The sequence below is a fragment of the Pseudomonas siliginis genome, assembly GCF_019145195.1.
Taxonomy (GTDB): Bacteria; Pseudomonadota; Gammaproteobacteria; order Pseudomonadales; family Pseudomonadaceae; genus Aquipseudomonas; species Aquipseudomonas siliginis.
Genome location: NZ_JAHSTW010000002.1, coordinates 492,528 through 516,538 on the forward strand (window position 1 = coordinate 492,528; position 24,011 = coordinate 516,538).

Annotated in this window: 20 protein-coding genes; all 20 read right to left on the bottom strand. The window is 60.8% G+C overall.

What is annotated here, in order from left to right:
* Positions 1 to 2: 2 nt before the first annotated feature.
* Entirely contained in the window at positions 3 to 1,022 is a 1,020-nt protein-coding gene (locus KVG87_RS06130; protein WP_039757346.1) for a tetratricopeptide repeat protein, read from the bottom strand.
* A gap of 5 nt (positions 1,023 to 1,027) precedes the next feature.
* Entirely contained in the window at positions 1,028 to 3,064 is a 2,037-nt protein-coding gene (locus KVG87_RS06135) for a type VI secretion system Vgr family protein (RefSeq protein ID WP_217849761.1), read from the bottom strand.
* Positions 3,065 to 3,092: 28 nt separating this feature from the next.
* Positions 3,093 to 4,094, bottom strand: coding sequence for a serine/threonine-protein kinase (locus tag KVG87_RS06140; protein ID WP_217849762.1), 1,002 nt, complete (start codon positions 4,092 to 4,094; stop codon positions 3,093 to 3,095).
* Positions 4,091 to 4,819, bottom strand: coding sequence for a PP2C family protein-serine/threonine phosphatase (locus tag KVG87_RS06145; protein ID WP_041476618.1), 729 nt, complete (start codon positions 4,817 to 4,819; stop codon positions 4,091 to 4,093). Before KVG87_RS06145 ends, KVG87_RS06140 begins: the two co-directional genes overlap by 4 nt.
* On the bottom strand, positions 4,819 to 8,358 hold the full coding sequence (gene tssM / locus KVG87_RS06150) for a type VI secretion system membrane subunit TssM (RefSeq protein ID WP_016772512.1): 3,540 nt from the start codon (positions 8,356 to 8,358) through the stop codon (positions 4,819 to 4,821). The genes KVG87_RS06145 and tssM overlap by 1 nt, the downstream gene beginning before the upstream one ends.
* 14 nt (positions 8,359 to 8,372) lie before the next feature.
* Positions 8,373 to 9,248 carry a type IVB secretion system protein IcmH/DotU gene (gene icmH / locus KVG87_RS06155; protein WP_016772511.1) on the bottom strand — a complete coding sequence of 292 codons (876 nt, stop codon included), beginning with the start codon at positions 9,246 to 9,248 and terminating at the stop codon, positions 8,373 to 8,375.
* A gap of 5 nt (positions 9,249 to 9,253) precedes the next feature.
* Positions 9,254 to 10,585 carry a type VI secretion system baseplate subunit TssK gene (tssK, locus tag KVG87_RS06160; protein ID WP_016772510.1) on the bottom strand — a complete coding sequence of 444 codons (1,332 nt, stop codon included), beginning with the start codon at positions 10,583 to 10,585 and terminating at the stop codon, positions 9,254 to 9,256.
* A 2-nt stretch (positions 10,586 to 10,587) separates the two neighbouring features.
* Positions 10,588 to 11,088, bottom strand: coding sequence for a type VI secretion system lipoprotein TssJ (gene tssJ, locus KVG87_RS06165; protein WP_129997958.1), 501 nt, complete (start codon positions 11,086 to 11,088; stop codon positions 10,588 to 10,590).
* A 5-nt stretch (positions 11,089 to 11,093) separates the two neighbouring features.
* On the bottom strand, positions 11,094 to 12,290 hold the full coding sequence (tagH, locus tag KVG87_RS06170; protein ID WP_016772508.1) for a type VI secretion system-associated FHA domain protein TagH: 1,197 nt from the start codon (positions 12,288 to 12,290) through the stop codon (positions 11,094 to 11,096).
* Between the two features lie 18 nt (positions 12,291 to 12,308).
* Positions 12,309 to 12,449 carry a hypothetical protein gene (locus KVG87_RS06175; RefSeq protein WP_003229566.1) on the bottom strand — a complete coding sequence of 47 codons (141 nt, stop codon included), beginning with the start codon at positions 12,447 to 12,449 and terminating at the stop codon, positions 12,309 to 12,311.
* A 297-nt stretch (positions 12,450 to 12,746) separates the two neighbouring features.
* Entirely contained in the window at positions 12,747 to 14,267 is a 1,521-nt protein-coding gene (locus tag KVG87_RS06180) for a sigma-54 interaction domain-containing protein (RefSeq protein ID WP_217849763.1), read from the bottom strand.
* Between the two features lie 10 nt (positions 14,268 to 14,277).
* Positions 14,278 to 16,935 (bottom strand): type VI secretion system ATPase TssH, encoded by a 2,658-nt coding sequence (gene tssH / locus KVG87_RS06185; RefSeq protein WP_217849764.1) that lies wholly within the window; start codon positions 16,933 to 16,935, stop codon positions 14,278 to 14,280.
* Between the two features lie 11 nt (positions 16,936 to 16,946).
* Positions 16,947 to 17,954, bottom strand: coding sequence for a type VI secretion system baseplate subunit TssG (tssG, locus tag KVG87_RS06190; RefSeq protein WP_056790879.1), 1,008 nt, complete (start codon positions 17,952 to 17,954; stop codon positions 16,947 to 16,949).
* Positions 17,918 to 19,705, bottom strand: coding sequence for a type VI secretion system baseplate subunit TssF (tssF, locus tag KVG87_RS06195; protein ID WP_024014825.1), 1,788 nt, complete (start codon positions 19,703 to 19,705; stop codon positions 17,918 to 17,920). Before tssF ends, tssG begins: the two co-directional genes overlap by 37 nt.
* A gap of 101 nt (positions 19,706 to 19,806) precedes the next feature.
* The gene (locus tag KVG87_RS06200) at positions 19,807 to 20,190 is read right to left on the bottom strand and encodes a hypothetical protein (protein WP_110599800.1); all 384 of its coding nucleotides are present in this window, start codon (positions 20,188 to 20,190) and stop codon (positions 19,807 to 19,809) included.
* Positions 20,187 to 21,038 carry a hypothetical protein gene (locus KVG87_RS06205; RefSeq protein WP_016772501.1) on the bottom strand — a complete coding sequence of 284 codons (852 nt, stop codon included), beginning with the start codon at positions 21,036 to 21,038 and terminating at the stop codon, positions 20,187 to 20,189. Before KVG87_RS06205 ends, KVG87_RS06200 begins: the two co-directional genes overlap by 4 nt.
* Before the next feature lie 5 nt (positions 21,039 to 21,043).
* Positions 21,044 to 21,547 carry a PAAR domain-containing protein gene (locus tag KVG87_RS06210; RefSeq protein WP_076564582.1) on the bottom strand — a complete coding sequence of 168 codons (504 nt, stop codon included), beginning with the start codon at positions 21,545 to 21,547 and terminating at the stop codon, positions 21,044 to 21,046.
* An 11-nt stretch (positions 21,548 to 21,558) separates the two neighbouring features.
* Positions 21,559 to 21,966 (bottom strand): type VI secretion system baseplate subunit TssE, encoded by a 408-nt coding sequence (tssE, locus tag KVG87_RS06215; protein ID WP_007920274.1) that lies wholly within the window; start codon positions 21,964 to 21,966, stop codon positions 21,559 to 21,561.
* 9 nt (positions 21,967 to 21,975) lie between these two features.
* Positions 21,976 to 23,451 (bottom strand): type VI secretion system contractile sheath large subunit, encoded by a 1,476-nt coding sequence (tssC, locus tag KVG87_RS06220; RefSeq protein WP_016772499.1) that lies wholly within the window; start codon positions 23,449 to 23,451, stop codon positions 21,976 to 21,978.
* A 28-nt stretch (positions 23,452 to 23,479) separates the two neighbouring features.
* Positions 23,480 to 23,983 (bottom strand): type VI secretion system contractile sheath small subunit, encoded by a 504-nt coding sequence (gene tssB, locus KVG87_RS06225; protein ID WP_016772498.1) that lies wholly within the window; start codon positions 23,981 to 23,983, stop codon positions 23,480 to 23,482.
* Between the last annotated feature and the right edge of the window lie 28 nt (positions 23,984 to 24,011).

Consider the following 24,011-nt stretch of genomic DNA (forward strand, 5'->3'; position numbering starts at 1 on the left):
AATCAGTAGCAATAGCTCGCTTTAGTAATTTCAGCGGTCTGTTTATTTAGACGTTCCAAATGTGCGATAGACCCTTTGCTGCCTTTTTTGGCAGCCACTTGGTAGCACGCAACCGCCCGGGACATGTCCTTCGTTACCAGCTCTCCAGTTTCAAAGGCACGCCCGAGTGCATTTATCGCAAAAGCACTTCCCATACGGGCCGCTTGCGTCAGCGCTTCCTCGGCCTGTGCTGGATGCTGGCAAGGGCCATTGGAGGAAATGTTGTTTCCATCGCAATAAAACAACGAGAGGCTCATCGCCCCCTCAGGCAGAGTGGTCGCTGCTGCCTTGAATAGCTGCTCAACCTTCTCCGTTTGCAACTGCGGAGCCATTCCGGAAAGACTCAAGCTTGCTGCATTCAAACTAGCCTGGGGATCACCGGAAGCGGCTGCGCATAGATAGTTTTCCAAGGAAGCTTCAAACAACTCACCTGTGAGTCGGTACTGCTCCAGCCCCCCTAGGCCTCTAAAGGCCTCTGCACGTTGAAAGCAAAAATTCTCTGCCTCGCTCATGCGGGGCTTGCTCGTCTCTACGAGATCTTTCTCACTGATCGACCAATCTTCAACCCCCTCAAGCACCCAACACGCTTGGCGAGAAAAATTAAAAATCTTGATGTTGCTATTACCTGCTCGCTTATCCACTACGTTGAAATGATTATCGTCAATCTCCTCAACCTCTACGCCTTCAGTCTTGTCCGCGCCTACAGGCGCCATCAACGGAAACGCTAAATTGGTGCTAGTAAGCCCCATCGTTTTAGGCTCAAAAACCCCATGATCTCCCACCGGTTTCAAAACCAGCGACTTCACCGTCATCGCAGTCCACCGCTGCTGAGTTTCGGCATTCGCAGAAAACGCCGGCAGAAACTGGGAAAAGTCCTCGGACGGACATTCATCCGCATAAGCGCTGCCATGAAACAGGCTCAACAGCGACGCGGTGAAAACCGCTATCGCGATGCCATTGCTCTTCTTCAAAACACCATTCATGTCGATCACTCGGAAAACACAAAAAAAGCCTTCGGCTTAACCTTCTCAGGCGGCGAATTCCCCAACGCCTGATCCATCAAACTCCCCGCCTTATCCTTATCCGCCGCCCCCGGCAGCACCGGCGGCTTAATCCCGATCCCTGTGCCCGACCCAGCCGAGCCACCCGCATTGATCTTGATCACCGGCCCAACCACCGTGACCCCACCGCCATCCAGCTTGATAAAGCTCCCACCCCCAAGAATGGTCAGCTCCGTCCCCGCCTCAATAACGATCTTGTCCCCAGCCTTGAGGTGTATCTCTTTCCCCACACTGGTCAGCTGCGCCGTGCCGAGTTTGACGTGTTGGTTCTGCCCAATTGTCAGGTGATCATCCAGCTTCGCTTCAACCTTGCGGTCGGAGATCGTGGTGCGGTGTTCTTCAGCCTTCAGCTCGGTGTAGGTGTTCTTCACCACCGTGTCATGACGTTCATTCCCGACCCGAATCTTCTGGTCATGCTCAACGTTCTCATCCCAATCGCGCTGGGCGTGGATGTAGATCTGCTCGGCACCTTTCTTGTCTTCGATGCGCAGTTCGTTGTACCCACCACCACCCGGCGAGCTAAGCGTTTTGAACACGCTGCGAGTCTTGTTCGCCGGCAGTGCATACGGCACCGGGTTTTCCTTGTGGTACAGGCAGCCGGTCACCAGCGGTTGGTCGGGGTCGCCTTCGAGGAAGGTGACGAGGACTTCCATGCCGATGCGCGGGATGCTGATGGCGCCGTAGCGGTCGCCGGCCCAGGAGCTGGAGACGCGTAGCCAGCAGCTGGTTTTGTCGTCGGCCAAGCCTTCGCGGTCCCAGTGGAATTGCACTTTGATGCGGCCGTATTGGTCGCAGTGGATTTCTTCGCCTTTTGGGCCGGTGACCATGGCGGTCTGGCTGCCGAGCACGCGCGGTTTCGGGTGTTCGAGGGCCGGGCGGTAGAACACGTCCCACGGGGTGGCGAGGAATCGGTTGCGGTAGCCCTGGTGGAAGTCATCTTTTTCGTCGGTGGTGTCGCTGGTCACGCCTTCTTCGAGGACTTGCGGTTGTTTGCCTTCGTGGAAGATTTCGGTGAGCAGCCAGAGGTCGTTCCACTCGCTGCGCGGGTGGTCGGACATTTCCATGAAGTGGCCGCTGACCAGTTTGGTCTGGTCGCCGCGACCTTCGGCCTGGCGGTAGTCGGCGCGGTGGCGTTCGAGGGCGCGCTGGCTGAGGAACTTGCCTCGGGCGCGGTCGATGAAGCGGCCGGGGTAGTCGTAGTCTTCGAGATCCGGTTCAGTGCTGTCGCCGTCCGGTTTGTAGGCCGCTTCCATTCGCAGGCGCGGTTTTTCGAAGTCGTAGTCGCGGCGCGTGGTGCGGGTGGTGCGGGTTTCCAGGCGCAGTTTGAAGGCTTTGATCACCGGCTCGTCGGCGACCATACCGCTGCCCTGCACATAAGCAGTTGGCTGCCCAAGGTTCTGGAACACGGTCTGGTCGTCGCCGAACACCAGCAGGTGGGCCTTTTCGCTGTGCTGGAAGTGGTAGTGAATGCCTTCCTCTTCGCACAGGCGCTGAACGAAATGCAGGTCGGTTTCGTCGTACTGCACGCAGTAGTCGCGATCCGGGCACGGCTGGCTGAGCTGGAAGCTGTAGGCGTTGCTCTTGATGCCGTGTTCTTCGAGGATCAGCGCAATGATTTTCGGCGCCGACATCTGCTGGTAGATGCGCTGGTTGGTGCGGTGATGCAGGTATTGCAGTTGCGGCACGATCGACACTTTGTAGCGGGTCAGGCGCTTGCCGGCATCGCCTTGGGCGACGCGGTAGATCTGCCCGTGAATGCCGGATCCTTGTGGATCGAATGCGAGAAACGCCTGCTTGTGCAGCAGTTGTTCCAGATCCAGATCAGGGTTTTCGCTGACCAGTTCGAGGTCGAAGCGATACGCCTGGCTGATGCCTTCGGTGCCGGTGAACGACAGCACTTGCAGGTCGCCGACGTAGTCTTCGACCTTGAGGCTGAAGTGGGTTTCGTTAGCTGAGTTGAACATCGTGTGCTCCCTGTTCGAATGTCATCCGTTACGCCCGAAGTCGCAGACGTTGCAGCCAGGACGAAGTGGCGCCCAAGGCGTCACGCAATTGTTGGGCAGTGATGGTGCGTTCTGCCGGGTTGAAGCTCAGCGCGGTTCGCAGCGCTTGCCAGCCGTGCTGGGGTAGATTCGCTGGGGCGCGCAGTTCGCGCTCCAGGTGCTCGTCGCGGGCCTGGGTCGAGGGTAAGCGGCGGAACGGGTGTTTGCCGCCCGCCAGTTCATAGATCACGCAGGCCACGCCGTACACGTCCGCGCTGGCCGACAACGGTTGGCCCTCAAGCAGTTCGGGGGCGGCGTAGCCCGGGGTCCAGGCGTTGAAGCGCTCGCGGCTCAGGTGCGGCAGACCGGGCAAGGTGCCCTCCTCTGCCTGCCCCAGACCGAAGTCGAACAGGCGCAGGCCGTCTTCGCTGAGCATGACGTTGCTCGGTTTCAGATCACCGTGCAGCACGCCGCGACGGTGGGCGTAGGCCAACGTGTCGAGCAGCGGCAGGACGATGTCACGCAATTCTTGCCACGGCAGGCCGAGGGGCCGCTCGCAGAGCAATTTGTCCAGGGTCAGGCCACGCATGTATTCCATGGTGATGAAGGCCCGCTGGCAGTCGGTGTCGACTTCAAAGGTGTGCGCACGTACGACGTTGTCGTGGCGCAGACGCCGGGTCAGGGCGAACTCGCTGTAGAGCAAGGCACTGGCATCCGGCGATTCGGCAAATTCTTCGCTGAGGATTTTCAGCGCAATGTAAGGGTCGGGATCGCCGAACTGCTCATGCAGCAGATCTCGCGCCCGGTAAACGGCGCCCATGCCACCGGCCCCGAGCAGACGCTCGAGGTGGTAGCGACCGGCGAGTACATCCGGCAGCGCACCGATGCTGGCCTTGGTCGGCGCCAGCAACGGTTCGGCCTGGTTGCCCTTGGCGAAGGCGAAGTAGGTCAGGTTGTTGGCCTGCTCTTCGCTGATCAGCAGGTCATCGATGGGCGATTCGAGTTCACTCATTGGCGGATCACCACGGCAGTCAGGTTGTCCCGCGCGGCGCCTCGCAGGGCGCCGTCGAACAAACGTTCCAGCGCCACGTGCGGCGCGCTGAGGCTGAGGGCGTTGCCGAGGGCATCGCTGCTCAGGCCCTGATACAAACCATCGCTGCAGAGCAAAAACACATCGCCCGGATAGACCTCGAGTTCAAGCACATCCAGGGTCAGTGTGTCGGCGGCGCCGACGGCTCGGGTGAGTGCCTGAGCCGCCGGGTGCGCTGCCGCCTGTTCGACGCTCATTTGCTGCTCGTCGATCAGTTGCTGTTGCAGCGAATGGTCCTTGGACAGCTGATACAGCCGCTGCCCGCGCCACATATAGCAACGGCTGTCGCCGGCCCAGATGCAGGCCGCGCGATTGCCTTCCACCAGCAGCGCAACGACGGTGCTGCCCATGATGCTGTCGTGACGCCCGGCAGTGACCGTCAACTCCTGCCCCAAGCGCCGGTTCAGCCAGTGCAGGCACTGGCGGATGGCTTTGAGGCGTTCGTCGAAGTCCTCGTGTTGCGGCAACTCAGCCAGGCTGGCGACGATCAACTGGCTGGCGATGTCGCCACCCTGATGACCGCCCATGCCGTCCGCGACCACCCACAGCCCATGCTGCGGCGAGTCGAGGAAGGCATCTTCGTTGCGCGCCCGCACCTTGCCCGGGTCGGTACGCGCCGCGCTGCGCCAGGGACTGGCCACCAGCATCAGAGCTGCACCGGCATACGGAAGGTGCGCAGTACGCCCATGTCGAACGGGTTCGGCGTGCGCTGGCTGGTCAGCAGGTAGTTGGCGCGCAGGCCACCCACGTCGGCTTTCAGTACCAGCACGTCACGACCGTTCAGGTACTCGGTCTGCATCAGGTCGAACAAACGGAACAGCGACCATGGGCCGGAGTTCTTCTCGATCCCGATCGGACGCCCGGCCATCTTGTCCATGACCAGACTGGTGCGACCGTCTTCAGCATCGGTCGGCCACTTGAAGGTCATCGGCAGGATCGGGCCGTGACGGTATTCCATGGTCTTGTCGCCGAACTTGAATTCGGAGCGGCTGACCGCCGGATCGAGGGTGTACGGCTCAAGCTTGAACTGCACGGTCGGCTCGGCCGGGTTGATCGAGAAGAAGCTCTGGCGAATGGTCTGCGCCGCCGCCATCTGATCGAGGTAGACCTTCGATACCGGCAGGCTGTGACCGTCGACGCTGCGCATGCGGTAGTTGCCCGGATCGCCGCTGACGAATGGACGCATGTAGCTGTCGAAGAAGCGATCGACAGTACCTTGAGCACGGAAGAACTCGCGGAAGTCGCTGATCGCCACGTCGCTGGTGCTGCTGGCGCTGAACGGATAGCGCTTGCTGATGGTTTTGCCATACACGCTGTACAGCTCGTTCTGATAACGGCCGTTCAGGTATTGATAGGCATCGTTGAGCACCAGACGCCACGAGTCTTCGGCCAGCACGTTGAACCACACGCTCAGCGGACGCGGCAGACGACCGGAGGCATTGCGCAGGTTGGTCAGCGCATCACGCTGGCCGCTCATGCGCGTCTTGGCCATCTCGAATGCGGCTTGCTCCGGCGTGCTGGAACGGGCCAGACCGGCCAGTTGCAGTTGCAGGTCGTTGAGCGCGCTGAACGCTGGCGTCAGGTCAGCGCCCGGGCCGTTGTTGTCATCGAGCAGACGATGCAGCGGTTCGAAGCGGCGTTGCAGGGATTTCTTCGCGGTGTCCGGCAGGTTTTTCGCCACGTTCAGCGCCGAAGCCTTGTCGGCGGCAGCCGCGGCGAGTTTGCCGACCTTGCCCAGTTTGCCTTTCTGCCCGGCCAGCGCATCGGCAGCTTCACCGGCTTCATCGACCGGATCAGCAGCGGCTTCGAAGCGGGTGTTTTCACGTACTTCGGTGAGCAATGCGAGAACCGGCGAGTTGGCCGACGTCAGGCCCGCCAGTTGCTCGGCGCCTTCGCCGGCGTCGCTGATCGGTGGCAATGCGACCTGGCCAACGGCTTCGCTCCAGTAGTTGGCGTAGTCGCGGAAGTACAGCTGCTCAAGCTCGACCATCAGGCGACGCAAGTCCATGTCGCTGATGCCCGCGCCTTCGCCCAGCACCCAGTTGTCACGCAGGATATCGGTGACCAGCGCCGCGCCCTGCACCGAGAAATACTGCTGATAACCCTGCTGGGTGTAGAAACCCGGGATCACGTATTCAGTGCCGATGAACAACGAGCCTTGCGGGCCGAGGTGTTGGCTGAAGCGGTAGTCCGGCAGGTTGCGCGCCTGCTCGCGGAGCATGCGGTAAACCACGTTGGCCAACGATTCGCTGCGCAGGACCTGACGCGCCTGCGTCACCAGTTGATCGTTCAGCGGATAGATGAACGGCTGCTTGAGCAAGCGCTCGAGGTGCGTGTTCAGACCGTTCTGCACCGCGGTGTTGCCGGTGTAGCGCTGCGACCAGTCAGTGGCGACCCAGTCCTTGAGCCATGCCGCGTCGCGACGGTCCTTCATGTTCAGCATCAGGTACGCGCGCAGGCTGTTGAGCAGGCGATCGCGGTCCTTCATGTTGGCGCGGATCTGCCCTTCGAGCATGGTCGCCACCCGTGGCAGCAACTGCGCTTCCAGCTCACGCTCGTAGGCGGTTTTCACCACCGGGTTGATCTCTTCGCCCTGATACAGGCCGCCACGTTCGTGGTACGAGACGTCGCCCTTGCTCGGGAACACCTGGGTCGCGGCGTAGCTGGTGTCGAGCACTTTCAGCACGCCCATGGCGTCATCACGCGGCGTGACGGCCGAGCGTTGCTGGGTCCAGTTCTGCGCCAGCGTGCGCAGATTTTCCAGACGCTCATAGTTGGCCGAGAAACCACCGGCCCAGAGCATGCCGAACAGTGCCAGCGCCGCCAGAGCGCCGACGTACAGCGCACGCTGGCCCCAATGAATGCGGCTGCGCTCGCGCTTGTCCAGACCGGCCAGATCGGCCTCGGGGAAAATCACTTGGCTGAGCAAGTGGTGGATGAATCGCGAACGACCGCTGCGCAGAGTCGGCAGCACGCCGGCGTTCATGCCCAGGCTGGCGCCGATGCCGGCGGTGGTCGAATCCATTTCTTGGGTCAGGTGCGGCGCGCTGGTCAGGTAGAAGCCGCGCAGTTGCGTGGCGCGCTGATAGCGGTTGCCGGTGAACGCCATGTCGACGAACAGGCACAGACGCTCGCCGATCTGCCCCAACTGATGCGGGAAGTCGAGGATGCGGCCACGGCGCTGAGTGTCGCGCTCGGAGTGCATGCGCATGATCACTTGGCTGTTGAGGCGGCGCAGCAGCTCTTCGAACTCGTTGCGCAGAACCGTGACGTCGGTGCCGACCTGATCCTTGCGGAAACTGGTGCCGAGCACCTGATCGCTTTCTTCGCGAGTCAGTTGGTCGAAGAATTCATCGAAGCCGAGCAGCTTGTCAGCCTTGCTCAGGACCAGATACACCGGCACATCGACGTGGAGTTTCTGATGCACATCCTGCAGGCGGCTGCGCACCTGGCGTGCGAGGGTCTCGATGTCCTGCTCGCTGCCGCCGGTGAGGGTTTCCACCGGAATGGTCACCAGCACGCCGTTCAACGGACGGCCGCGACGACGCTTGCGCAGCAGCTCCAGCAGGGTGGTCCAGGCGTTGCCGTCGACTTCCGCGTCCGGTTGAGTGGTGTAGCGCCCGGCGGTGTCGATCAGTACACCGTGATCGGCGAAATACCAGTCGCAATGACGGGTGCCGAGGGTGTCGCGGGTCAGCTTGCGGTCGATCTTGTTGATCGGAAATTCCAGACCGGAAAAATCCAGCAGGCTGGTTTTGCCCGAGGCCTGCGGACCGATCAGCAGGTACCACGGCAAGTCACTGCGCCAGCGCTCGCTGCGACCGCGATACAGGCTCGACGTCTTCAGGGTTTTCAGCGCGTCCTTGAACCGCGCCTTCAACTCTTTCTGTTCTTCGTCGATCAGCTCTTCGCGGCGGATACGGTCCTGGCCGTCCTCGCTTTCTTCCTCGGCTTTCTTGCGGATACCCGCGCGCCAGCTGACGAAGACCATGGTCAGGCCCCAGATCAGGAACAGCACGCTGATGGTCAGCAGGCGCGAGGTCGCGCTTTCCCAGAACTTGTAATCATCGACCGCCAACAAGGGGCCGACGAACCACACCAGCAGCGCCACGAACAGCACCAGCAGCAGAGTCCAGACCCAGGTCTGGCGCAGGAAGGCGCCGACTTTCTTGAAAAACTTTTTCATCACACGTCCCTGTTTTACGGCTGCGCCTGCGGTTGCACCGCGGCTGGATCAAGCGGCTGATAAGGATGCAGAACGGTGTCGCGTTGTTCGCTCAGGACCCAGGCGAAGCCCGAATACATCACCACCAGGCAGACCAGAGTAAAGAGCACCACCATCCACGCCGGCACGATGCGCACCAGGTTGCGGCGCTGATCGTTGAGGCCTTCCCAGTGCGGCGACAATTCGCGCGGCACGTCGCCACGCAACTGACGGATCTGCCGGTACAAGGCGTCGCGGATGCCTTCAAGCTCAAGCATGCCGCGCGCCTGGACGCGGTACTTGCCCTCGAAACCGAGGGACAGGCACAGGTACATCAGTTCGAGCATCGGCAGGTGCTTGACCGGGTTTTTCGACAGCCGATCGAGCAGCTGGAAAAACTTCTCGCCGCCGAAGGTTTCGTTGTGGAAGCTGCTCAGCAGGCTCATCTGCGACCATTCGCTTTCGTTGCCCCACGGCGTGGTCACGACGGCTTCGTCGACCACGGTGCAGAGCACGTAACGCGCGGCCATTACCTGGCTGCTTTCGGCACCGTTGTGCAGGGCGCGCACTTCGAACAACTTCAGCCCGGCGGTCAGCCGCTCATTGAGCGCGTACAGGTCTTCGCGGGTCTCGCTGTGCTTGAGACGCACCACTTCCGAGAGCAAATCGGACGAGGCCGCGACCAGCGAGTTGAGGCTGATGTTGAACGCCTCGGCCGGACGCAGGCGCGCGGCGTAGATCATGCGTTCTTCCAGTTGCTCGAAACGCGGCGGCGCGGCGAAGTCGGTCAGCGGACTCGATGCCGGTCCGTGGCCCTGACGGTCGAGCAGGACGGTTTTGTCGTCCTGGTTGTAATCCGTTTCCTTGATCATGTCGGTCAGTTCCTGATGGCCCAGAATTTCAGTTCAAGCTCGGCGAATTCGCCGGACACGTGGAACGCGAAACCGCCGGAGCGCTCGAGTTGTGCCAGGTCTTCGGAACTGAGTTCGAGGATGAAATAGGTTTTGTTCGAGTGGAACGCGATCTGCCGTGGGGCCACCGGCAACGGTTTGACCTTGATCCCCGGCAAGTGCAGGTTGACCAGTTGGCGGATGCGCTCCACCGGGCCGACCTTGAGGTGCTGCGGCAAACGCTGACGCAGTTCTTCGGAGTCGCAGTTGGCACTGGCTGCCAGCACGAACGAGGCCGAGCCGAGCAGTTTGTGATCGTGCAACGGCGAGACGATGATGCCGTACTGACGCGCCTGCAGGATCAGTTCGATGGCGTGCTGTTCGAGCACCATCGACAGCACCTGACGGATCGCTTCCATCAGTTTGCGGAAGCTTGCGCCCTGATCGGCGTGGGAATAGCGGCTGTCCAGACGCGGGCGTTTACTCTCGCCGGAGAAGGTCGCCAGATCGCCGAGCATGGTCAGCAGCGTGCGATACAACTCTTCCGGGTGAACCTGCTCAAGACCGAGGTAATGGCGCAGCAGCAGTTCGGTACGGTTGATCAGTTGCAGCATCATGAAGTCGCCGACTTCAGCGCCGCCGACCTTGCCATTGGAGCGAATCCGCTCGGCAATCGTGTCGCCACGGTGGCTGAGCATGCTGATGACTTCTTTCAGGCACGACAGCAGGTAGCTGGAGGCGTGGGCCTGAATGTAGGTCGGGACGAAATCCGGGTCGAGGCTGATGACGCCGTCGGGCGTGGTGTCGAGCACGTCGCAGATTTTCAGCTTCACGTAGGCCTGATCGCTCTGCTGCTCGCCGAGCAACAGTTTGAAATCCGGGCGACCGCAGCTGACCTGGCTGGCAGAATCATCGCCGGCGTTGGAGTCGGCGACTTCGGCGTCATACGCGGTGTAGCGCGCGAGCACGTCGGATTGCTCCGGGCGCCGGGCCTCGATGTGGTTGCCGGTGACCAGCGGCAGCGCCAGATAGATCGGCGTGTTACCGGTGTTCGGCGGCACGTCCAGCGCCAGCGGCTCGGTGTTGCCACCGAGTTCGAACAGGCTGCCGTCCGGCAGAATCCCCGAGGCTTCACTGATCACCAGTTTGCCCATGTTGAGGAACTGCAAGTCGATTTCCAGATTGAGAAAACCCCAGGTGTAGCCACCGAGCAATTGCGTGCGGGTTTTCATCTGGTGATCGTAGTAGCGATCGTTGTGCTGGAAGTGCTGCGGTCGCAGCAGCATGCCTTCCTGCCAAATGACTTTATGGGTGTTCATGATCAGTCATCCGCCTTGGCGAGCACTTGTTGGGTATTGCGGATACCGGCCTGATCGAGGGTCAGATCAGCCTCGGTGAGTTCCAGCGGAGTGATCTGCACGGTGTGGCGCCATTGGGTATCGGCAAGGTCGCGATAAGCGGCGAGGACGCCCACGTAACGGCTGCCCTCCTCCACGCTGAGTTTCAGTTCCACGGTTTCACCCGGGCGCAGTTCGAGTTCTTCGCTGGCCACCAGATCCGGGTTGAGGGATTCCTTGGCGCGCTCGTAGAGGCTGAAGAAATCAGCGTTCTCGAAGGTCACCGGGTGCTTGAGTTCGAACAGGCGCACGACGATCGGCGACGGCCGCCCGTTGAGGTCCGGGTTGAGCTGATCGCTGCCGGTCAGTTTCAGATTGATCTTGGTCACTTTCGAGTACGGCGACAGCGACGAGCAACCGGCGAGCAACACCAGCACGGTGAGCGCAGTCAGCGTCTTGAAAAAAGCGGTCGAGCGGCGAGACATGCGCATCATCCTTGGTGGTCGGTGTGGAGGGTGGAGATCAGACGGATCTGTTCTTCGTAAGCCTGGGCGAAGTCGCGGGCCAGCAGACGCTCGCTCCAGTCATCGTCCTGACGCAGTGCCTGGTGGTAGCGGCCGAACGCTCTCCAGCGCCCGCCCGAAGTGGCGATCAATGGCTTGCTGTCGCGCTCGAAACGCAGGGTCAGTTGCTCTGGCGAGAAGTGCTCCAGCGTGCCACGCACAGCGGCGCGACTGGCGGTCAGCAAAGCCACTTGGTGCGCCTGCAAATCACGGAATGCACGGGAGATCGCCTGCTCGGCCGGCAGGTGTCCAGGCTTGCTTGGCTGCAACAGAATCTGCAGTGCTTCGCTCGGATCGACGGCGAATTTCAGCGGGTTCTTGTTGGTGCCTTGCACGGTGGTCTGCGCCAGACGCAGTTCGTTTTTCAGCTCGGAGCGGGTACGCAGGCTTTGCTGCAAACCGCCGATGCTCTGGCGCAGCAGGCGCGCAGCGTTCAGTGCCAGCGCTTCGCGTTCGTCGTGGCTGAGGCCTTTGACGTCGACGCCCAGCGCCGCGCCGAAGTGCTCCCAGAAACCTTCGCTCTGACGCTCGACGGCTTTCGGTGCAGGCGCCGGCTCAGGTTCGACCGGGGCGGCAATCAGCTCCGGGACCATCAGGCTTTCCATGTCGATGCGCGCGTAGTCGGCACGTTGACGGGAGTCTTCCGGCTTGGCGGTAGGCGACAGCAGTTCGTCGATTTCCGAGTACACGCGCTCTTGCTGTTCGAGGGCGTTGAGCGGGTCGAGGTCGAGGAACGCGTCGTCCGGAATGATGCTGCCAGCGGCGCGCGGGCGGCCGACTTCGCCGTCAAAGGTCGCCGGGTCACGAACCAGCCGCGCACGGATCTCGAAGTCGCCGAGAATGTACGTGCTGCCGTGCTCGATGCGCACCGGCTCGCCCTTGTGCAGGCGCGCGCCGCTGCTGCCGTCCTGGACACCGTTGCTGCTGGTGTCGGTAAGGAAGAACGAGCCCTCGCGGTAGCTGACAATCGCGTGGTGATTGGACAGGTGACGCTTGCGGTCAGGGATGATCCAGTCGCAGTCCTCGCCGCGCCCGATCACGCCACCGGCCTGCTTGAAGGTCCGCTGGCACAGCTCGGTGGGCACGAACTGCTTGGTGTTCAGCATTTCGAAAACCAATTCCATGTTTGATGCTCCTTGCGGTCACTTGCCGCGATTGACCGCTTGCGGATCACCCAACGGGCGATAGTCGTTGTCGTTGAATTTGTAATTGCCGCTACAGCCGCCAAGGCCGCATAGAACGACGAGGGTCAGCAGGACAGCGTGCCAGTGACGAACAGACATCAGAGGGTCTCCAGGTGTAGACAAAGCACAAAGCGCCGACCCTTGCGGGCGGCGCTGAAATAAGTTTTTGAGGTGGGCTCGAAGCCTCTAGATCGGGGCCTTGCGCCATAGCCTGGAGGTACCGCGACCTCCCGTGGCGAGGGGACTTGTCCCCCTTGGGGTGCGCAGCGCCCCCATAACCTGCCAGCGCGATTTCTCAGTGATACCGTATATGCCGGACTGCGACTGCTGCGCAGCCGGACGGGGATAAATCCCCTCGCCACAGGGTATGTGTTGGGTTCGAAGAAGTGCTGTAGCTCAACCATCAAAGTCACCCAAATTGATATTCAGGCGCCCGAGGCGGTACAGCAGCGTGCGCCGTGGCAGGCCCAGTTCGCGGGCGGCGAGGGTCTGGTTGCCGTCGTTCTTGCGCAGGCAATCGAGCAGCAATGTGCGCTCGACCTGCTCCAGGCGTTCGCGCAGATTCAGGCCGCTGTTGTCCTCGGGCATCGCTTCCAGGCGCAGGGAAAAATGCTCGGCGAGCAACTCGCCGCCCTCGCAGAGCAACACCGCGCGCTCGACCAGTGCCTTGAGTTCGCGAACGTTGCCGGGGAAGGTGTAGCCGCACAGATGCTCCAGCGCCGAGTCCGACCAGCGCACCGGATCACGCTGCAAAAACGTGCAGGTCTTCTCGGCGAAATGCCGGGCCAGATCGAGGATGTCGCCTTCGCGCTGACGCAGGGCCGGCAGTTCGATCGGGAACTGCGCGAGGCGGTAGTACAAGTCCTCGCGGAACTTGCCTTCGCTGACCAGTGCCGCCAGATCACGGTGCGTCGCGGCGATGATGCGCACGTCGATCTTGTGCGTGTCGTTGGAACCCAGCGGACGAATCTCGCCTTCCTGCAACACACGCAGAATCTTCGCTTGCAGCGACAACGGCATGTCACCGATTTCGTCGAGCAACAGCGTGCCGCCATTGGCCGCGTCGAACAGCCCGGCACGATCGCGATCGGCACCGGTGAAGGCGCCCTTGCGATAGCCGAACAGTTCGCTTTCCAGCAGGTTTTCCGGGAACGCCGCGCAGTTCTGCACGATGAACGCCTGGGAGCGACGCGGGCCGCAATCGTGAATCGCCCGTGCCACCACCTCCTTGCCGGTGCCGGTCTCGCCACGCAACAGCACGGTGTACGGGCTGTGAAGAATCTTGCTGATCAGCGAATAGGTCTGGCGCATCGCCGCGCTTTTGCCGATCAGGCCGTAGCCGCTGATGCTCGGCACGCTGCGTGTGGCGGTGGCCGATTCGGCCGGCGGCTGACGCAGGCGTTGCAGCAGATGCAGCTGGCCGAGCACGAACGAGCCGAGCTGGCCGAGGGAATCGGCAAAACCCTGCAAGTCAGTGCGACGACGACTGGCACACAGCAACAAGCCCTCAACCGACTTGTGCTGATTGACCAGCGGCACGCACAACAGCGACTGCCACGGCGTGCTCGCCGCCGGCAGAAAACTGGTTTCGTGCAGGCTGCCAGTCAGGTCGTCGAGGCACACCACGCGGTTCTGGCACAGGGCGAATTGCAGCAGTTGTTCACCGTTGTAATCCGCCGGCAGACTCGCCGCCTGACGCGGTTGCAGCGCGCCGTCGAGGCACTCGGCGTTCATCCCCAGGCAGGTGTGGGTGGCGTCGAGCAGATACAGCTGCGTCAGTTCGCAGCCACTCAGCTCGGCCAGGCCACGGACGAATTCACTCAGCAGCGCAGCACTGTCCGCCGCCCGCGACAGACTGGCGAACTGCGCCAGCAACGCTTCGGCGTAGACCAGTGGCTGCGGCACCTGAGTGAACATCACGCCCACCTCAGACGAACTCGCAGGTCACGCTGGAGTTGCCGTCGAGCGTGGCATGCACACGCTTGAGGCTCTCGCCGGTCGCCATCGCATCAAGCAGACGATCGGCCACCAGCGGCAGCACGTGTTGATCGAGCAGATGATCGATCAGGCGCGCACCGCTTTCGCTTTGCGTGCAACGCTCGGACAGGTGATCGACGAGGTTCTGGCACCAGCTGAAGTCCAGCTGACGGCGGTTCAGGCGCTCGCCGAGACGGCCGAGTTTGATCTCGATCAGCTCGCGCAGCACCGGGCCGCCCACCGGGTAGTACGGCACCACTTTCATCCGCGCCAGCAGCGCCGGTTTGAAGTGTTTGCTGAGTACCGGGCGAATGGTTTCTTCGAGCACTTCGGCGGTCGGCCGCGCGCCGTCTTCGCAGAGTTCGCTGATCTTGTCGCTACCGAGGTTGGAGGTCATCAGGATCAACGTGTTGCGGAAGTCGATCTCGCGACCTTCGCCATCGTTGGCCACGCCTTTGTCGAAGATTTGGTAGAACAGGTTGAGCACGTCCGGATCAGCCTTCTCGACTTCATCGAGCAACACCACCGAATACGGCTTCTGGCGCACGGCTTCGGTGAGCATGCCGCCCTCGCCGTAACCGACGTAGCCCGGTGGCGCACCGATCAGGCGCGAGACGGTGTGCTTCTCCTGAAACTCGGACATGTTGATGGTGGTGATGAAGCGGTCGCCGCCGTACAGCAGGTCCGCCAGTGCCAGCGCGGTTTCGGTCTTGCCGACGCCGCTCGGGCCGACCAGCAGGAACACACCGACCGGTGCATCAGGCTTGTTCAGGCCGGCAGCGGTGGCGCGCATCGAGCGATCCAGCGCGTGCACGGCTTGTTCCTGACCACGGATGCGCGTGCGCAGGTCGGTGGCGAAACTGGCAACCTTGGCGTTGTGCTCGCGGGCCAGTTGCGCCAGCGGCACACCGGTCCAGGCGCTGATCACTTCGGCGACCAGACGCGGGCACACTTCGAAGCTGACCAGGCGTTCTTTGACTTGCGCAGCGGTCAACGCGGCGTGGGTTTCATGCAATTGGGCTTCCAGCGCCTCGACGCTTTGGCCTTCTTCGACTTCGGCGACCACAGTTTCAATCACGGTGCCTTCGGCGTCTTCTTCCACGCTGACGGTCGGCTCGACGGCTGCGGCTTCGCGAGCCTTGGCCAGTTGCTGACGCAGTTCCAGCAGACGCTCGGCCAGCTCTTTCTGCTCAGTCCACAGGGTCTCGAGCGCAACCATCTCGCTTTCCGCCTCGTCCAGCCGCGCTTCCAGTGCTTCCAGCGCTTCGTGGTCGATCAGCAGACCGGCCTCGGCATCGCGGCGCAGGGCCTGACGCTGACGGCCGCCTTCAGCCAGTTCGCCACGCAGGCGCTCGAGGCTTTCCGGGGCCGCAGCGAGGCTGATGCGCACGCGGGCGCACGCGGTGTCGAGTACGTCTACAGCCTTGTCCGGCAGTTGCCGACCGGCCAGGTAACGCGCGGACAATTCAGCAGCAGACACCACCGCGTCATCGCGCAGGTAGATGCCGTGGCTCTTCTCGTAGACCTGAGCCAGACCACGCAGAATGGTCACCGCTTCGCTGACGGTCGGTTCGTGCAGTTGCACGGGCTGGAAGCGACGGGCCAGCGCCGGGTCTTTCTCGAAGTATTTCTTGTACTCGGCCCAGGTGGTCGCGGCGATGGTGCGCAGTTCGCCACGGGCCAGCGCGGGTTTCAGCAGGTTGGCCGCGTCGGAACCGCCGGCATTGCCGCCCGCGCCGATCAGGGTGTGAGCTTCGTCGATAAACAGAATGATCGGTTTTGGCGAGGCTTTGACCTCATCAATCACGCCTTTCAAACGACGCTCGAATTCACCTTTGACGCTGGCGCCGGCCTGCAACAGGCCCATGTCCAGCGAGAGCAATTCAACGCCTTTGAGTACCTGCGGCACTTCACCGGCAGCGATGCGCGAAGCCAGACCTTCGACGATCGCGGTCTTGCCGACACCGGCCTCACCGACGACGATCGGATTGTTCTTGCGGCGCCGGGCGAGGATGTCGACCATCTGCCGGATCGCGCCGTCACGGCACAGCACCGGGTCGAGTTTGCCGTCGCGGGCCTGTTGGGTCAGGTTGTGGGTGAAGCGCTGCAACAGCGATTCGCCCTGCGCCGCCGGTTTGCCGTTGGCCGCCGGTTGCTCGTGTTGCGACAGGGCAAATTCTTTCAGGCGATCGATGTTCAGTTTGGCGAGCAGCGGTTGATAGCGGCTGCCGGCATAACGCATCGGGTTGCGCAGCAACGCCAGGATCAGCGCGGCGTCTTCGACCTGGGTCTGGCCCAGCTCGAGGTTGGCCACCAGCAGCGCGTCTTGCAGCCATTGCACCAGTTCCGGAGCGAATACCGGGTTGCGCGAAGCGCTGTGCTCGACCCGCGACTGCAATGCAGCGGTCAGCTCACCGGCGTCGACGTCAGCATCTTGCAGCGCGCGCGACAGCAAGCCGTTCGGGCGCTCAAGCAAGCCCAGCAGCAAGTCTTCGACGAGGATCTTGCTGCCGCCACGGGCGACGCAACGCTCGGCCGAACGTTCCAGATCACGACGGGTTTCGGCGTCCAGCGCCTGGATGAGTTGTTGCAGGTCTACGTTGATCATGGCTCACGTCCTTAATGAATTTTGCTGCCCAGGGTCACCACGCCGTCCGCTTTTTCGCGGCCCAGCCAACTGGTCCAACCGAGGCGACAGGCGTTCTGCTCACCGATGCGCAGTTCGCGGATTTCTTCCTGGCGCAGGACCAGGCGGATGTCGTAATCGAGCGGGTCACGCAAGGTGAACCGCACCAGCGCGCAGAGCGGCTGGTAGCCGAAACCGATCGGCAGGAATTCATGGAATCGCTGCCAGTCGAGTTCGGTGATATGAATGCGGAATTTGCCGCTGCGGTCGCGCACGTGTTCGCCCAGCACCAGGTCTTCGCCGAGTACGCTGTTGGCGCGGCCCAAACGATTGCGCTGCTCGTCGAGAATTTCCACGCGGCGCTCGATGCACTGCTCGATGACCAGGTCTTCGTGCTTGAAGTAGTAACGCAGCACGGCTTCGATCAGCGCCGCCGAGTGCGCCCGCAAGCTGAGCAGACCGAGGTACGGCAGCAGGCGTTTCCAGTTGAGTTCCTTGGCCTTGCGGATCTCGTCGCCACCCAGGCCGATCAGCGCAAAAAGTTGCGCCGAGAACGGGTCGATCGCGCCGCTCTGGAAGCTCGCGCGGTAGCGGTACTTGCGCCAGATCGGCAGCATCAGTCGTTGCAGGCGATGGTGGAACAGGTCGAGGAAATTGCGCGTCGGGTTGCCGTCCTCGCTGTCGCCCAGGGCTTGTTCGCCATAGAACGCCGGCAGCGGCGAACCGGAGCCGACCAGGCCGATCAGGTTGAAGCGCATGCGCGCGCGCATCTTGCCGTGTTCTTCGAAAAACTCGACGCGATCGACGTCGCTGCGCGGAAAGCCCAGGCTCGGGTTGGCCTGGAACTCGACCTGGTCGTACAGATCGTCTTCGCTCAGATGCGGGTGTGCCTCGCGCAGCCGGTCGATCACCAGCAGCACGGCCTGAAACAGCGAGTACTCGCGTATTACCTTGGTCAGCCCGCTTAAAGCAGGGGCTGCAGGCCCATACGTGGTGTCCATTGGTACACCTCTCCCTGTGTGCTTTTTACCCGCAGCTCATGGAATGAATTGAGACTGGCGTAAAGCGCGAAAAACTCGTTGAGAACCGAAGCGAAGACGAACAGGTCGCCTTCGCCGATATAGCCTTCCGGGTCGATGGTCAGTTCGGTGCGCAAACCGCGCACCGGCAGGCCGCGATGCAGTCGGTCGACGTGGTGATGCTTGATGTGCTTGAGGCCGCCCAGCAGGCGCTTGCTGACCTTCTCCGCGTGCTGGTCGTAGTAGCGCGGCAGGTCGTAGGTTTCCAGAATCACCTTCAACGCATTGACGTCGGCCAGCGACAGATAGTTAAGCGACATGTTGCTGATCAGCTTCCACAGGAAGTCACGGTTCAGCGGCGGCGCGAAACTCGGAGTGGCCGGGGTGATGTTGCGGAAACTGAGGAATTCCGGGGTCTGCTCGCTGGCCATGCAGATGTCGCCGAGCTTGAGCTTTTTCGGCAGGTTCTGGTTGGTGCACATCAGCTCGATCGACAGGGTTTCGTGGGCTTCGGTGTGGCGGATGCCGAAGCTCAGGTAAGTGTCGAGGCCGTCATGCAACAAGGACGAACGCTGGCGAATGCTGTAGTGCGGACGGCTGTTGGGCACGTCGAAACTCGGGTCGTGCTCGAAGGATTCGAACGGCACGTACTCCTGATAACCGAGACCGCCGGGCTTCCAGCCAGTGACGGTCTCCACCGAGAACACGCCGCAGTTTTCCAGGTCGTATTCCGCCGGCAGCAACAGGTACTCATCCTGCTTGCCATCGAGACGGATCGGCAGCGCGTCGTGCTCGAACAGATTGACGATCGGCGTGCAGAACAGCTTCACGTTATCAAGCGTCGGGCGCATGCGCATGATGCCGCTCTTGCGAATGTCGAAACGCAATTCGAGGCCGCGCATCTGCTTGAGGGTGTCTTCCGGCAGCGCCTTGAGAATGTCCAGACCGTTGACGTCGACGAACAGGAACTTGTCCTGGAAGGCGAAATATTCCTGCAAGTAGCGATAGCCACGGAAGGTGTTCAGCGGATACGGGATCAACGCTTCTTCTTCGGCAAAGCCCACCGGTTTCACCCGGTCGCCGGGAATCTTGAACGCCATCGGCTTGCCGCTGACGCCATCAATCGGCTTGCCGGCGCCGTCGAGCGGGATCAGTTCGATGCCGTCGAGGTTGCGCAGCAGGCTCAGGTAGAGCATCTGGCTGATGTAGCGCTCACCGGCAAAGTGCAGGCGCAACTTGCTCAGCTCCAGTTCGCCGAGGTGCCCGTCAGCGCTCATTTCCAGGCGCAGGCTCAGCAGCGAGCCGTCGCCCTTGACCGAGTAATTCAGCGCGGCCAGATCCAGCGGCAGCACTTCGGTCGGGTAGCAGGTGCGGAAGCGGCAGCGCACGTCTTCTATCGGCTTGCTCTCGATCGGCGTATCGCGCTCGACCAGCAGCGCCGGCCCGGAACGCTTGAGCGGATCGAACTGCAAAATGCTGAACGCCGGCAGCGGGCGCATGTAGTTCGGCCACAGCAACTGCATCAGCGAATGGCTGAGCTCCGGCAGTTCGTCATCGAGCTTCTGGCGCAGGCGCCCGGTGAGGAATGCAAAGCCTTCGAGCAACCGCTCTACATCCGGATCCCGCCCGGCCTGCCCCAGATACGGCGCCAGCGCCGGACTACGCTCGGCGAAACGGCGACCGAGCTGGCGCAGTGCGGTGAGTTCGCTTTGGTAGTAGTGGTTAAAGGACACGGGGTACCTGCCTGGTAGTGGAACTCATTTAAAAAAACAGCAGAACAGTTCATGCGGGTAAGAAACTCCCCGCGGGCAATGTCGGCCATAACGCCCAACAGTCATGCTTTAACTTCTCGATTTGAAAAAAAAACGCGATCAATCAATTGGCCAGCAAATATCGCCGCAAAAGTCAGGACACCACCCATCGAGGTGTAAGCCATCGCACGGACGGGGTAGTGAGGCAAAAAATAGTACAAAATAAGTCCCAGCATTAATGAGACAGACAGGACCTTTAATTTCAGCTTGGGGACAAAAAACGCTATAGCGTTCATCACCACAAAATACTGAACCATTAGATCCGGCGTCATACCGATGCCGATACCTCTCGATGTCAACCCGCCATACATATCGATATATACGTCGACACCGTAGTTATGCAAAGGAATATACAGGGCACATACTATCAGGTGTGGAATACAGGCAACTAAGCGACGAGCTTTCATTTATTCCATGCCCCGTACTGATCCATATCGCCTTGCGAAATTGGATTTATTAACTTCGCATTCGATACAGGCACATAAGGTGCGTCAGTAAGTTCAATTGTGTGCGGGATACCTTTATCGTATACCGTGTCTTTTTTCACAACCAACTTGCAGTTTTCTTTTGCCCACAATATCCCTCGCAATATGATGAAGTTATCGTAAACGTCTTTCGGTCCTCGCTCTGCTCCGGTATAGGCTTTGCCGTCGCCCCAGGTCACACCCGTTTCACCAGCCAGCTTTATTGCGAGTTCTACCTGCTTTGTTTCTCGCAGATATTTTCTATAGGTGTTAACCGCAAACGGCACCTGGCCAATGCCATCAGTCCAATACGGTTTATCCTCCATGAACACCATCAAGAACTCAGCACCGCCCACGGCACGGAATTTCCAGTCACCCGGCATTCCAGAGTGAAAAGTGAATGAAAACCGGTCGACGATTGCGAAGTCGATCAGCTCCTGCCAAGTAACATGTTTATAAGCCGCATGCGATTCTGATCCGGCCTGCGTTGTTTCCGGGTTGATCCAGACAAGCTCTCTATAATATCTGGCCAACGGTTCGAACCACTGACCCTTTTCTGCGTATAGTTTCTCCGCAGTGATAATTCTGAATGGAGAGTCATCCTTACCCGGTTTCAAGGCGAAGAGCGGCACACCACTTTTTCGCGTAATAATCCAGGCCAACGGAAGGTCAACTTTCTTCGGCTTTGTATCCTTGCTCTCAGTTGTTTCGGTAAGAACTTTAAGTGTAGTCACCTCGTCCTGAGTCACAAACGTGTAAGCGACACCATCGATGTTGATTACGGTCTCCATACCTACTAGTCCGCCGAAATATATATAGTTACAGGCTCTGCCGTCTTTCCAGTTGAAAAACCACCTGACATGCCTGTTGACGTTGAGCCTGTTTTCTCAATCCCGCTATCAGAGCGCATGATGTAGTTTAAATTTTCAACCGTTCTTCCATCTGCGGTTTTGAATTCAAAGACACGATTGAATATTCCAGGAATGATGACCGGCTCCGGCGGCACAAACGGCGCCGGCGTATGCGAATTGCCAATAATCACCGTCCCGGATCCGGCCGTGACCTTATTGCCGTGAGATCCAACCGAACCTACGGTCGCAGCCGGTTTGCCGTTGATCAACACGGTTGTCGCAAGATCGCCGACCATCGCACCACCACACGCCGAGACATCGCCTTGGCGGGCGGCCGCGAGGCCGTCGAAGAACACGTCGCCGGAACCGGCGGCGATCGGGTTGGTGCCGTGGCCGGGGAGCGGGCAAGCGGTGGGGTCGGATACGCGTGCTGCGGGTTTGCCAGACATCGGGGATCTCCTTAGGTGACCTTGACTTGACCGCTGCCATCCAGGCGCGCGGAGAAACTGACCTGACGCTTGAAACCCTCGACTTCCAGCAGGCCTTCGATACTGAAGGCCAGGCGAAGTTGATCGTGGTCACGCGGCAGGGAAATGACACGCACGTTGCTCAGGCGTGGCTCGTAGGCTTCGATGAAGTTTTCGATGGCCAGGCGGGCCTGACTCAGCGAGTCGTGCAGGCTCAGGCGCATGTCATTGAGATCGGGCAACCCGTAGTCCGCCAGCGTTTGCACGCTGCCGGCCCGGGTGCTGAGCATTTTGGCCAGATGGGCAGCCACTGACGCCATGGCACAAGCCTCAAGGCTGTTGCCCTTGCGTAGTTGTGCGTCGCCGTTGAGGCGTTCGAACAGGCTGCCGTATCCGTCCATGAGTCGCTCTTACTCTTTGTCCAGCTTGCCAACCAGCGACAGGGTGAAATCGGCACCCATGTACTTGAAGTGCGGACGCACATTCAAGCTCACGCGGTACCAGCCCGGCTCGCCTTCAACGTCGCTGACGATCACTTGCGCAGCGCGCAGCGGACGACGGCCACGCACTTCGGCGCTCGGGTTTTCCTGGTCGGCAACGTACTGACGGATCCACTTGTTCAGTTCCAGCTCGAGGTCGGTACGCTCTTTCCACGAACCGAGTTGCTCGCGCTGCAGCACTTTCAAGTAGTGAGCCAGACGGTTGACGATCATCATGTACGGCAGTTGGGTGCCGAGCTTGTAGTTCAGCTCTGCCGCCTTGCCTTCTGCGCTGATGCCGAAGAACTTCGGCTTCTGCACCGAGCTTGCGGAGAAGAACGCCGCGTTGTCGGAGCCTTTGCGCATGGTCAGGGAGATGAAGCCTTCCTCGGCCAGTTCGTATTCACGACGGTCGGAAACCAGAACTTCAGTAGGGATCTTGGTTTCGATTTCGCCCATGCTTTCGAAGTGGTGCAACGGCAGGTCTTCAACCGCGCCACCGCTCTGCGGGCCGATGATGTTCGGGCACCAGCGGAATTTGGCGAAGCTGTCGGTCAGCTTGGTACCGAACGCGTAAGCGGTGTTGCCCCACAGATAGTGCTCGTGGCTGTTGGCAACGGTTTCCTTGTAGACGAACGATTTCACCGGGTTTTCTTCCGGATCGTACGGGTTGCGCAGCAGGAAACGCGGCACGGTCAGGCCAACGTAGCGCGAGTCTTCCGAAGTCCGGAAGCTCTGCCATTTGGCGAATTGCGGGCCTTCGAAGTGGTCTTTCAGATCTTTCAGATCCGGCAGGCCGGTGAAGCTTTCCAGGCCGAAGAATTTCGGGCCGGCAGCAGCGATGAACGGCGCGTGGGACATGCACGAAACGCTGGCCACGTACTGCATCAGCTTGACGTCTGGCGAGCTTGGCGACATGTAGTAGTTGGCGATGATCGCGCCCACAGGCTGACCACCGAACTGGCCGTATTCAGCGGTGTAGATGTGCTTGTACAGGCCCGACTGCATGACTTCCGGCGAATCTTCGAAATCGTCCAGCAGGTCTTCTTTGGAGACGTTGAGGATTTCGATCTTGATGTTTTCGCGGAAGTTGGTGCGGTCGACCAGCAACTGCAGACCACGCCACGACGATTCCAGCGCCTGGAAATCCGGGTGGTGCAGGATCTCGTCCATCTGACGGCTGAGCTTGGCATCGATCTCGGCGATCATGCGGTCAACCATGGCTTTCTTGACCGGCTCACCGTTGTTCTGCGGCTTGAGCAGCTCTTCGATGAACGCCGACACGCCACGCTTGGCGATGTCGTAGGCTTCGTCGTCCGGGGTCAGACGGGTTTCGGCGATGATGCTGTCGAGAATGCTGTATTCGCCGCTGGCGGCGCTCTTCTCTTGTGCTGCGCTAGTGCTCATTGTGTTGGCTTCCTTGGCTACTGGAGTCTCAGGCGTCCGGGGCTGCGGCGTTCAGGCCCAGCTCACCGAGTACGCGACCGCGGGATTCGTCGTCGGCGAGCACGCCTTCGATCGCTTTACGGAACGCAGGTGCGTTACCCAGCGGGCCTTTGAGGGCCACCAGCGCATCGCGCAGTTCCATCAGTTTTTTCAGCTCAGGCACTTGCTCGACCAGGCTGGCCGGGTTGAAGTCCTTCATCGAATTGACGCGCAATTGCACGGCCAGCTCTTCAGCCTCGCCATCTTCCTGCAGACGGTTCGGCACGCTCAGCGTCAGACCCAGCTCTTGCTTGGCCAACACTTCGTCGAAGGTCATCTTGTCGATGCTGATCGGCTTGCGATCTTCGATTTTGCGATCGTCCTTGCGGTGGGTGTAGTCACCGATTGCCAGCAGCTTCAGCGGCAGTTCAATCTCTTCCTGAGCTCCGCCGGTGGCGGGTTTGAAGGTGACGTTGATGCGTTCCTTGGGGGCTACCGAGCCTTCTTTGGCCATGGCTTTTCTCCTTGCGGTTGTGGCCCTG